At 65.4% G+C, this 11,410-nt stretch carries 9 protein-coding genes; 3 read left to right on the top strand and 6 right to left on the bottom strand.

Going from position 1 to position 11,410, the window contains the following annotated elements; all coding sequences use genetic code 11:
• Positions 1 to 185: 185 nt before the first annotated feature.
• A complete protein-coding gene (locus IVA81_RS22220) occupies positions 186 to 1,382 on the bottom strand; it encodes an FAD-dependent monooxygenase (protein ID WP_247321844.1) in 1,197 nt (398 codons plus the stop codon).
• 149 nt (positions 1,383 to 1,531) lie between these two features.
• On the opposite strand from IVA81_RS22220, the gene IVA81_RS22215 reads away from it, so the two are divergent.
• The gene (locus IVA81_RS22215; protein WP_247321856.1) at positions 1,532 to 2,008 is read left to right on the top strand and encodes a MarR family transcriptional regulator; all 477 of its coding nucleotides are present in this window, start codon (positions 1,532 to 1,534) and stop codon (positions 2,006 to 2,008) included.
• Here IVA81_RS22215 and IVA81_RS22210 read toward each other — a convergent pair.
• The 3 genes from IVA81_RS22210 to IVA81_RS22200 form a co-directional block, all read right to left on the bottom strand.
• Positions 1,977 to 3,233, bottom strand: a complete 1,257-nt coding sequence (locus IVA81_RS22210) for an O-antigen ligase family protein (RefSeq protein ID WP_247321843.1) — start codon at positions 3,231 to 3,233, stop codon at positions 1,977 to 1,979. The two genes, IVA81_RS22215 and IVA81_RS22210, sit on opposite strands and share 32 nt — an antisense overlap.
• A gap of 85 nt (positions 3,234 to 3,318) precedes the next feature.
• On the bottom strand, positions 3,319 to 4,866 hold the full coding sequence (locus IVA81_RS22205) for an undecaprenyl-phosphate glucose phosphotransferase (RefSeq protein ID WP_247321842.1): 1,548 nt from the start codon (positions 4,864 to 4,866) through the stop codon (positions 3,319 to 3,321).
• A 117-nt stretch (positions 4,867 to 4,983) separates the two neighbouring features.
• Positions 4,984 to 6,117, bottom strand: a complete 1,134-nt coding sequence (locus IVA81_RS22200; RefSeq protein WP_247321841.1) for a glycosyltransferase family 4 protein — start codon at positions 6,115 to 6,117, stop codon at positions 4,984 to 4,986.
• A 203-nt stretch (positions 6,118 to 6,320) separates the two neighbouring features.
• Here IVA81_RS22200 and IVA81_RS22195 point away from each other — a divergent pair, with 203 nt between their 5' ends.
• A complete protein-coding gene (locus IVA81_RS22195) occupies positions 6,321 to 8,615 on the top strand; it encodes an exopolysaccharide transport family protein (protein ID WP_247321840.1) in 2,295 nt (764 codons plus the stop codon).
• A gap of 179 nt (positions 8,616 to 8,794) precedes the next feature.
• On the opposite strand, the gene IVA81_RS22190 is transcribed toward IVA81_RS22195, so the two are convergent.
• A complete protein-coding gene (locus tag IVA81_RS22190; RefSeq protein ID WP_247321839.1) occupies positions 8,795 to 9,976 on the bottom strand; it encodes a GNAT family N-acetyltransferase in 1,182 nt (393 codons plus the stop codon).
• Positions 9,977 to 10,107: 131 nt separating this feature from the next.
• Between IVA81_RS22190 and IVA81_RS22185 the strand changes: the two genes are divergently transcribed.
• Positions 10,108 to 11,151, top strand: coding sequence for a polysaccharide deacetylase family protein (locus IVA81_RS22185; RefSeq protein ID WP_247321838.1), 1,044 nt, complete (start codon positions 10,108 to 10,110; stop codon positions 11,149 to 11,151).
• A 5-nt stretch (positions 11,152 to 11,156) separates the two neighbouring features.
• Here the strand turns inward: IVA81_RS22185 and IVA81_RS22180 are convergent, their stop codons facing one another.
• Positions 11,157 to 11,378 carry a DUF2842 domain-containing protein gene (locus IVA81_RS22180; RefSeq protein ID WP_246928193.1) on the bottom strand — a complete coding sequence of 74 codons (222 nt, stop codon included), beginning with the start codon at positions 11,376 to 11,378 and terminating at the stop codon, positions 11,157 to 11,159.
• Positions 11,379 to 11,410 lie beyond the last annotated feature (32 nt).

Genomic DNA, 11,410 nt, shown 5'->3' with positions numbered 1-11,410 from the left:
GATCGAACGGCGACCCAGCTCGGGCGGCCACCCGGGCTGGGCCATTCCTCACGGAACGGCTCAATATAATCGATCGCCCTAATACAAGGGTGGGCAAAGCGAAGCGTGCCCACGAATGTGCCGATTTCGACGAGATCGTGGGCACGGCGCGTTGCGCCTTTGCCCACCCTACGGCACCATCTCTGTTACACCGCCCGCGCGTCATACGCGTACATGAAGTTCATGCCCCTGGCGCCGAGCGGCAGCAGCCATTTCAGCATCTGATTGCGCATCCACGCGCCGGTGGCGCTGAATTCGCGCTTGCTGTTGCCGTTGCGGCGGGCCATCGCGACGATCTTCTCGGTGCGCGGGCGACGCTCGGCCTCGAAGGCCTGGAAGGTGGCGCCGAGCTCCTGGCGCTCCTGCATCAGACGGGCAAGCCGCATCGCATCTTCCAGCGCGAGCGAGGCGCCCTGGCCGGCATGGGGGCTGGTCGCATGCGCGGCATCACCGATCAGCAGCGAGCGCTTGCGTGACCAGACCGGCAAGGTCGCGACGTCGAGCGTGTCGGTGACGACGATGTTCTCGGCGGCGTCGATAATGGCGGGGATCGGATCGTGCCAGCCGCGGTGGAAGCCACGCAGATGCTGCTTGAGCGTCGCCGGATCGAGCGCGCGAAACATCGCCGCGTCCATGCCGTGCGCGGGCTGCGTGCTCCACCACATCACGCCATCGTTCGGATCCGGGCTGCAATAACCGTAGCCAAAAAAGCCGCTCTGGCCGAACGTGGTCTCGACGTGCTGGCGGATGGGCCTGCCGTCGAGCACGGCGTGCGGCACGAAGCCGCCGAAGCCGATCAGGCCCGTATTGAACGGTTGCGGTCCGTCCGGCACGACCTGGCGGCGCGTCACAGAGTGAACGCCGTCGGCACCGATCAGGAAGTCGCCCTCGGCCGTGGTGCCGTCGGCGAAATAGGCAATGATCGGCTGGTCGCCGCGGTCCTCGATCTTGATCAGGCGCTTCTCGAAATAAAGCGAGACGCAGGCGCACCAGGCCTTGTCGATGAGGAGTTCGTTCAGCGTCGCGCGGCAGACGTTGACGGCCGGCTGGCCGAAGCGCCGTGCCATGTCGCGGTTGATCGAACCGAGCTTCTCGCCGCCTTGCGAATAGAAGTCGAAGGACTCCGCGACCGAGCCGCGGCTGATCAACTCGTTCGCCAGCCCGATCTCGTCCATCACATGCATGCCGTTCGGAGCGATCTGAAGCCCGCCGCCGATGCCCTTCGAATAGGGCCAGGCCTCGTAGATCGCGGACTCGATGCCGGCGCGGCGCAGCAGGATCGCGGCCACGGGTCCGGCAATGCCGGCGCCGATGATCAGCGCCTTGCGGGGACGATAGGACATGGGCTTGCTCCCGACGTTTCCGTGGTGGTAGGGAGAAATTACGGTCACTAAATCTCTTAGTGACTAAGATATATATCGCCTAAGAGATGAGGCCAGTCTTGTCAAGGACGAAGGCGCGTACGGCGCTGTTGCAGGAGCTCGAGGAGGCGATGCGCCGGTCGTCCGCGCAGGGCGTGCTTTACGGCCAGACCGTTGCCAACGTTGCCGGAATTGCCAATTCCGACCTTGAATGCATGGACATTCTGTACCTCGAAGGCCGCGTTACCGCCGGCCGCCTCGCCGAGGTCACGGGCCTCACGACGGGCGCCATCACCGGCGTGGTCGACCGGCTCGAAAAGGCCGGCCTGGTCCGCCGTGAACGCGACGAGAAAGACCGCCGCAAGGTCTTCATCGCGGTCGTGCCGGAGGCGGCGATGAAGATCGGCCAATTCTACGTGCCGATGCAGCAGGCGATGGAAAAGGTGTTCGGCGCTTATTCCGACGAGGAATTGCGTCTGCTGCTGCGCTTCGCCCATGAGGGCTACAAGGGCGTGCTCGCGGCGACGGAGGCGCTGAAGGGCCTGCTCGACACCCCGCCGGAGAAGCGTCCCGCTCTCAAGCTGAAGACGCGTCCTCGCCAGCCCTGATCTTGTAGATCTGTGCGGCCGCGATCATGCCCCACATCACGCCCAGCATCATCCAGAAGTGCCGCCAGTGGTCGGTGTCGATCACAAAACTTTCGCCGACGGTGCCGACGAAGGCGGCGAACACGGCGAGATAAGCGCGCTGCCAGGGCACACGGACGAAGACGTGCCGGAAGCCCATGATGACGGTGGTGAAGACCAGCGCGGGATAGCACACGCCGGCCAGCCAGCCGCCGGACATGAAGGCGTTGAGGTAGGAGTTGTGGGTGTCCTCGGGGAAGAACCGGTGGAATTGCAGCGGGCCGATGCCGAACGGCAGGTCGAGCGCCATCTCCGCCCCGAGGATGTGGCGGCCGAACCGGCCGAAACGGCCTTCGTCGTAGCTCTGGTCAAAGCTCGCGCGCTGCTTGAACATCTCGGCGGTGGAATCGAATGACAGCAGCACCGCGATCAGCGCCAGCCCCAGCACCGCGGCGAGGATCGCCATGATGATGATGCGCGAGCGCTTTGCATTGGTGCGGCTGGTCAGCACCATCAGCGCCAGCATGAAGGCCGAGGTCAGCACCAGCCCCCCCCAGGCGGCACGCGAGAAGGCGAGCAGGATCGCCAGCGACATGATGCCGAAGGCGAAGACGTTGCGGAACGCCTTGCTGAGCTTGTCCGAAACCACGCTCTGAAGCGCGAACAGCGCCGGCAGGATCAGGAAGGCGCCGAGCACGTTCGGGTCCTTGAACGTGCCGCGCGCGCGGCCGTAGAGCGTGAGGAGGTCGTTTCCGCCGGGCACCAGGTGGAAGTAGCCCGCGACCGCGAGCACCGAGGCGACCATCGCGCCGATCACGAGGCCGCGGCGGAGCATGTCGAGCCGGGCCAGCGTATCCTCGGACATGACCATGGCGAAGAACACCACGGTCACCGCCATGTACCAGGAGGTCGCGATCCAGCTCACCACCTCGGACTTGTCGAACAGCGGGATCGCGCTGATCGTGTAGCCGACATTGAGCAGGACCAGCAGGGCGACCAGCGGCATCAGCGCGAGCCGCAAGCGCAGGCCGGTGGCGAAGAATGTCACGGCCGCGAGCAGCGTCACGATCTCGTAGGGGCTCGGCTCGACGAAGACGACCGCGCCGGAGACGCCGACCAGCCACACCATCGCGCGCTGCAGCGCCAGCACGCCGGGCGCAGCCGGTGCGGCCAATTTCACGTCATCGGCTGTCGCCGCATACGCCATCACACGCTCATACGCTCACGCAACTCGTCGTCACAAACACCGCTGTCATGCTCCGCGAAAGCGGGGCATGACAGAGAAACTCAACTCAATACGCGTTCTCGTTCTTGGTCAGCAGCGAGATCGGCGTCTTCAGGAGAATGTAGAGGTCGAATAGCACCGACCAGTTCTCGATGTAATAGAGGTCGAACTCGACGCGCTTCTGGATCTTCTCTTCGTTGTCGATCTCGCCGCGCCAGCCATTGATCTGGGCCCAGCCGGTGATGCCGGGCTTGACGCGGTGGCGGGCGAAATAGCCGTCGACGGCCTCGTCGAACAGCCGGCTCTGGAGCTTGCCTTGCACCGCATGCGGACGCGGACCGACCAGCGAGAGATTGCCGGAGAAGACCACGTTGAAGAGCTGCGGCAGTTCGTCGAGGCTGGTCTTGCGGATGAAGCGGCCGACGCGGGTGACGCGCGGATCGTTCTTGGTCACGACCTTCGAGGCCGTGGGATCGGCCTGGTGATGGTACATCGAGCGGAATTTGTAGACGTCGATGCGCTCGTTGTTGAAGCCGAAGCGCTTCTGGCGGAACAGCACCGGGCCCGGGCTGTCGAGCCTCACCGCGAGCGCGACCAGTCCCATCACCGGCAGGGCTGCGAGCAGGGCGAGACTGCCGACGACGCGGTCGAACAGCCATTTCATCACCAGGTCCCAGTCGGTGATCGGCGCCTCGAACACGTCGAGCGTCGGCACCTCGCCGAGATAGGAATAGGAGCGGGGTCGGAAGCGCAGCTTGTTGGTGTGCGCGGAGAGGCGGATGTCGACCGGCAGCACCCAGAGCTTCTTCAGCATCTCCAGGATGCGCGTCTCCGCCGAGATCGGCAGCGCGAACAGCACGAGATCGACGCGGGTGCGGCGGGCGAATTCGACGATGTCGTCGACCTTGCCGAGCTTGCGCGCGCCGGCGCAGGTGTCGAGCGCGCGGCTGTCGTTGCGGTCGTCGAACACGCCGAGCACGTGGATGTCGGAATCCTGCTGCGCCTTCAGCGCTTCGACCAGCTGCTCGCCATTGCTGTCGGAGCCGACGATGATGGTGCGGCGGTCGAGCCGGCCCTGGCGGGCCCAGCCGCGCACCAGCGAGCGCAGCACCAGACGCTCGGCGATCAGCGCGGCGAGCCCGAGGAAGTAGAAGGCGGCAAGCCACAGCCGCGAGATTTCGCTGCCGTATTTGGCGAAGAAGGAGATGCCGATGAACAGCAGGAAGACGAACGACCAGGACGAGATCATCCGTGACATCTGCCGCAGCTGCCCGCGGAACAGCTGCACCTGATAGATGTCGGAGGCCTGGAAGCAGACCACGGCGGCGACCGCCACGGCGATGACCTCCGCAGGATAGACCCAGCTGAAGCCGGAGTTTGGCACGACGTAGCCGGCATAGAGCGCGATCCCGACGAGACTCAGCAGCACGAAGTCGGCGAGGCGCGCAAAGCCGGCGATCACGATCGGCGAATAGGCGCGGGCGACCTTCTGGTTGACGACCTCGAGCGCCGCGGGCGAGAGCCGGCGACGGCGCTCCACGAAGGGTTGGTCAGCGGGCTTCGCCGCAGCGCTGGTCGCGGCGTCGAGCATCGAGCGTGCGTTGAGCGGTTCCACGGGCGTCCACGTCCATTCCAAAGCCCGCGGCACGGCCTTGCGCGCGCGGGCGAGCGTCCCCTGGCCCTCCGATTATCGAACAAATCGGAAGATTTTCTAAAGCGGGCTTAAGGATGGTTAATGATTGGCAAATGCGTCGCGATAGCCGGCGATCACGCCGTCGACCATCGCGGCTTGCGAGAAATGCGCCGAGATGCGTTCGCGCAACGAGACCGCGCGCTGCGCCGTTGCCTGGGGATGGTCGAGCGCGGCGGCGATCGCCTCGGCCATGGCCTCGGAATTGCTCGGCGCGAACAGCGCCGGACTGTCGGATCCGAAGATCTCGGGGATGCCGCCGATGCGGGAAGCGATCATGGGAATGCCGGCCGCGCCGGCCTCGATCACGACATAGGGCATGGAATCACCGCGCGAGGGAACGACGAGCAGGCGCCCCTTGGAGAAACCGTAGCGCGCCTTGACGTGACCGATGAAGCGGATGGCACTGGTGAGGCCGAGCCGCTCGACCTGCGCCTTCAGCGCCGCCGTTTCCTCGCCGTCGCCGCCGAGCGTCAGCGTGACCTTCTTGCGGCCCTCGTGCAGGCGCGCCACGGCATCGACCAGCAGATCCGCGCCCTTGATGTGCCTGAACTCGCCGACATAGGCGAGGTCGGTGGCATCGTCGGCGGTCACGACAGGCTCGAACTCCTCCGGCGTGACGCCGTTGAAGACGCAATGCACCACGCCCTTGGGCGTGCCGACGATGCGTTGATAGGTGTCGCGGGCGAAGGCGCTCTCGAACAGAAACAGGTCGGTCGCATCCATCAGCGTCCGCTCCAGCCGCGCGTAGAACTCGCCCTTGAAGGTGTTGAGGGGATAGTGCAGCGAGCCGCCATGCGGCGTGTAGATGCGGATGGTGTCGTCGGAGCGCCGCCGCATGCGGATGAAGGCGCCGGCCTTGGCGCCGTGGCCATGCATGACGTCGGGCTTGAGCGTGGCGATCAGGCGCCGCATGCGAAGCCACACCAGCACGTCGTCCGGGGAGGGCTCACGGCGGATCGCCAGCCGGTGCACCCCGAGCTTCAGCCGCGGCGCGAGTTCGGCAAGTGCCTTGTCGGCGCGCTCGCCGCCGGTGAGGCTGTCGGCGAGAATGCCCACATGATGGCCGCGGTCGACCTGGCCATTGGCGACGTCGAGGATGTGGCGGAAGATACCGCCGACCGGAGCGCGCACGGCGTGCAGGATACGAAGCGGCCGGTCGGGAGAGGGGGGCATGATCAAAACCAGCGCTCGACGGCGAATGCCGAACAATTCCATGAAAATATCGAGACGGATTAAGGGCCCTCGTGGTTAACAAACGGTGATGAGCGCGTGCGCGACGATCGCCGGATGCTGCGATTAACCCAGCGGCAACCTTAATGGAGTGTAATCGCCCCGGTTGAGGTAGCTTAGTGGCGTTGCCCCTGCGGGAGTGTTCGATGCGTTTAGCGTTTTGGCGTGCCGGCAAGGACCAGGCGGTGATTGCGCGAGCCGTTTCAAAGCCCAAAGCCGAAGCCGCGCCCAAGGTTGAAGCGAAGGTTGAAGCCGAGGTCGAGACCAAGGTTGAGTCACGGCCTGCGCCCGTCCTCACCAAGCAGCCGCAAGTCGAATCCGGTGACATCGATCTGCATGCGCTCGGCGCGGCGTTGGCGCGCAGGCGCGGCTGGATCATCGTGCCGACCGTGCTGGCGCTCGTCGCATCGGTTGCCGTCGTCAATCTCGTCACGCCACGCTACAAGTCCGAATCGCGCATCCTCATCGATGGCCGCGAGAACGTGTTCCTGCGCCCGAGCAGCGATCGCACCGAGGAGCGCCAGGCGCTCGACGCCGAGGCCGTCACCAGCCAGGTGCAACTGGTGCTGTCGCGTGATCTCGCGCGCGAGATCATCAAGAAGAACAAGCTTGCCGAGCGCCCCGAATTCGATCCGGTGTTGCAAGGTATCTCGCCCTTGAAGTCGCTGGCCGCGATGATTGGTATCGGCCGCGATCCGTTCTCGATGACGCCGGAAGAACGCGTGCTCGATGCCTATTACGAGCGCCTCCAGGCCTACGCCGTCGACAAGTCGCGCGTGATCGTGGTCGAATTCCAGTCCGCCGATCCGGAGCTTGCTGCCCGCGTCGCCAATTCGATCGCCGACGGCTATCTCGTGCTCCAGCAGGGCGTGCGCCAGGAGCAGGCCAAGAACGCCAGCCAGTGGCTTGCGGGCGAGATCGAGAATTTGCGCAAGAAGGTCTCCGACGCCGAGGCCAAAGTCGAGGACTTCCGTTCCAAGTCGTCACTCTTCATAGGTACCAACAACACGACGCTGTCGAACCAGCAGATGGGTGAAGTCAACACCCAGCTCAACAATGCACGCTCGATGAAGGCCGACGCGGAGTCCAAGGCGCGGTTGATCCGCGAGATGCTCCAGAGCGGCAAGCCGATCGAGGCATCCGAAGTCGTGAACTCCGAATTGATGCGGCGGCTGTCGGAGCAGAGGGTGACGTTGCGTGCGCAGCTCGCCGAACAATCATCCACGCTGCTCGGCAACCACCCGCGGATCAAGGAGCTGAAGGCCCAGCTGGGCGATCTCGACAACCAGATTCGCGACGAAGCGGCCAAGATCTCGCGCTCGCTCGAAAGCGACGCCCGGATCGCCAGCGGGCGGGTCGATGGCATGACCGTGAGCCTCGAGCAGCTCAAGAAGCAGGCCGCCTCGACCAACGGTCAGGACGTCCAGCTTCGCGCGCTGGAGCGTGAGGCCAAGGCGCAGCGCGATCTGCTCGAGACCTACCTCGCCAAGTACCGCGAGGCCAACACCCGCGAAACCATCGACACGGCGCCGACGGATGGGCGCATCATTTCGCGCGCCATCGTCTCGAATACGCCGGCCTATCCGAAGAAGCTGCCGATCGTGCTGATCGCGACGATCGCGACACTGCTGCTCTCGTCCGGCGTCGTCGTCACCGGCGAGCTGCTGCGCCAGACCGCGCCGCGCGCCGTGGCGGCGGTGCTCCCGGCACAAGCGCCGGTGCGCCGAGCGGCGCAGGTCCAGCCGATCGTCGATCCCGTCATTGATCCCGGCATCGCCCCCGCTTTGGCAGAGCCCGCGCCGCTCCAGCCGGCGATGATGAGCGATGTGGACGTCACCGAATTCACCGAGATCGAGCGTCTCGCGGACAGCCTGCGCGCCGCCGGCGCTGCGGCGAAGAAGATCACGGTGCTCGGCACCGCGGCCGGCGAAGCCATCACGCTGTCGACATTGACGCTCGCCCGGCATCTGGCGCGGGAGGCGCGCGTCGTCGTGGTCGATCTCGCCGCGTCCTCGCCGACCATCGCCGCGGTGTCGGTCGATGCTTCGGCTTCCGGCCTTGCCGAGCTGATGCAGGGCGAGGCGTCGTTCGCGCAAATCATCACCCGGGACAAGCTGTCGCGGCTGCATCTCGTTATGGCCGGCCGTCCCTGCTTCGACCGTAGCCTGCTGCAATCGCCCCGGGTGACGCTCGCCATCGACGCGCTGTTGCGCGCCTATGATCACGTGCTGATCGACGCCGGCAGCGCCTCAGACCTTCCGGCCGAGCTGCTGACGGCGCATGCCCGCGCCGTCGTGGTGCCTGATGCATCGATGGCACCGGATGCGCGCACGCTGATGTGCGAGCAGCTGAGAGCGGTCGGCTTCAGCGAGGTGACCATGCTGAGCAAGCCCGTGCAGACGTCGAATGCGACGGACGCACTGCGCGTGGTCGCGGCGTAGGATCTTTACCCTCTCCCCTTGTGGGAGAGGGTGGCTTCGCGAAGCGAAGACGGGTGAGGGGTCTCTCTCGGCGAGTCCCGCTGTATTTTGAGCCAGAGGATAAATACCCCTCATCCGGCGCTTCGCGCCACCTTCTCCCACAAGGGGAGAAGGGATGACATCTCGCGAGAGGATGGATTCTACCCGAACGCCTGCCGCAGCCGTCGCGCCAGGTCGAACAGCATCTGGTTCTGCTTCACCAGCCGCTTGCCATGGCTGAGCGAGGACATCGCCATCGCCGCGAGTTTTCCGCGCGAGGTCAGCGGAACAAAACTGTCAAAGATCTCTTCGTTGTCCTTGCAGAACATCCGCTTGTAGTCGCCCGAACCGATGCCGAGGTCGAGCGAGCGGTAGCCGCGCTCGCCGTAGCGATCGATGATATAGCGCATCAGGATCAGGCCGGGGCTGTAGCGGGCGTGCTCGGACATCGTGTAGGTGTTGAACATCATCGAGAAACGCTCGCCGTCGGCGACCCCGGCGAAGATCGCGATCACCTCGTCGTCGCATTCGAGCGCGTGGATGTCGATGACGCGGCCTTCACCGCGCGGTGCAAGGCAGGCGCTGCGGACGAACTGTTCGACGCCGGGCTCGGCGAAGACGTTCGGGAGCTTCTGTTCCGCCATCCGCGCCGGCTTGACGCGGAAGAACCAGTCGAGCAGGCGGGTCACGTCTGCGTCGGTGGTGGCAAGGTGATAGCGATAGCCGGGGAGTGCCTGGAGCTTCTTTTCCTTGCTCTTGAGGCGACGTCGGAAGGAATTGCTGATCCGCGATGCCGGCGGCCCGCCCGGCTCCATCACCAGCTGCGGGCAGCCGTTGATCGCGCTCTGTCGCGGCAGCAGCGCAAACGGGTTCTGCTGATTGTGCCAGCGCAGCGGCTGCTGCGTCAGCGCGAGCACGTCGATGTGCTCGCGGAGCGGCGCAAGCAGCGCCTCGAGATCGGCGCTGGCGGTCTGCGCAGCGCACTCGACGTCCCACAGACCCATGTTGAAGGTCGTATGCTTGCCGCCCATGAAGCAGGCCGTGCGCACGCCGTGGCCCTGGCGCAGCGAGAGCGGTAGCAGCAGGAGCGGCCGATGTTCGGCGTCGCGGCCGATCACGACGAAGGGGCGCGCGCCCTCGCGCTCGCCGACCAGTCGCTGCCAGGGGCTCAGCAGATCAAACCGCTGATAGGGCGTGAAGAGATGGCCGGGCTCCTCGAATGCGCGCCAAGCCGTCTCGGCGGCGCCGAGGTCGGTGACGATATCGACATGCGCGATACGGCTCGCATTCGACCGCGCTGGCGCTTCTGCCGTCCGGCTTTTCATCGCCGCAGCCATGGTCATTCGCGAAACCTGTCGAGAAATCAGAAATATGCGTAATTCGGCCTGTGGCCGACCTTTGCAAAGAAATGTCAACAAAGGGTAAGGACAATGGGAGCGGGAACAGGGGCCGGCGGGCGCGAAGGGTTAAGATCTTGGCATCCGACGACAGATGGCTGGAACGGCTGCGCCTGGAGCTGGCATGGTTCACCGGCCGGGCTGCGCTGCGCAGTCGCGGTGCCGGCGCCATCCTGCGCTTTGAACGGGTGCGCCCGCGGCGGCGCGGCGGGTTTCAGCCGCTGCGTGCGCACGAAATCACGCCGCAGTTTCTCGACCGCGCCATTCGCGCGCTGAAGCGCTGGGGTTACGATTTTCTCGGCCTGGACGAGGTCTGCCGGCGCGCGGTGACGCTGCCGGAGCAGCGGCGTTTCGTGGCGCTCACCTTCGACGGTGCCAATAAGGATCTGATCGACTTTGCCTACCCGGTGCTGGCGCATCACGCCGTGCCCTTCACGATCTACGTGCCCACCGCCTTTCCCGACGGCGTCGGACAGGCCTGGTGGCTCGGGCTCGAACAGGTGATCGCGCATGAAAGCCGTATCAACCTGATGATGGGGGAGAAGGAGCAGCGCTTCGTGGTCACGGATCATGCCGAAAAGCAGGCGCTGTTTTCGCATCTCGAGAGTTGGCTGCGCTCGCTGTCGCCGGCGGATCTTTCGGCGGCGATCGCCGATCTCTGCACGCGCTACCGGATCGATCTTGCTGCGCTCGCGCGCGAGGCGTCGATGGATTGGGAGGATCTGGCGAAGCTGGCGGCCGATCCGCTCGTCACGATCGGCAGCGCCACCGTGAACTATCCAGTCCTGGCCAACATGAAGGACGGAGCGGCGTTGCGCGAGATGACGATGGGCAAGGCGGTCGCCGAAGCGGCGTTCAGGCGCGAGATCCGCCATCTTGCCTTTCCGTTCGGTGATCGCGCCTCGTTCCGGCGTAGCCACGTCGTCATGGCGGAGGAGGCGGGCTTTGCCAGCGCGGTGTCGACGATCCCGGGCATCGTGGATGCGGAGGGGCGGACCAATCTGCGCGCGCTGCCGCGGATCGCCTGGGACGGCCGTGTGCGCTCGCTGCGCATGTTGCGCGTGCTGGTGTCGGGTGTTGCTTTTGCACCGGTGAAGCCGACCGGCGGCGCTGCGAGCTAGAGGCGTTACGAATTGGATTTGGCCCGGTCGGGACGCTGCATCCAGCTCACGATCGGCATCGCCGGCAGCACCCAGCCCATGCCGACCACCACGTAGTAAATCGCCTGCCGCCAGCCGGATTCGGCAATCCAAGGCATCTGCGCCGCGGCCATGCCGAGCAGGGCCCAGACCGTGGCCAGTACCAGGAGCAGGATGGCGCCGAGGAACTTGCGGGTACGGATCGTCATGGTGGAAGCTTGCGGCCTTCGCGTAACTTGCG

The organism is Bradyrhizobium sp. 141 (genome assembly GCF_023074055.1).
Lineage (GTDB): Bacteria > Pseudomonadota > Alphaproteobacteria > Rhizobiales > Xanthobacteraceae > Bradyrhizobium.
Note: the sequence above shows the minus strand (reverse complement) of the source record. Positions and strands in the feature narration are given on the sequence as shown.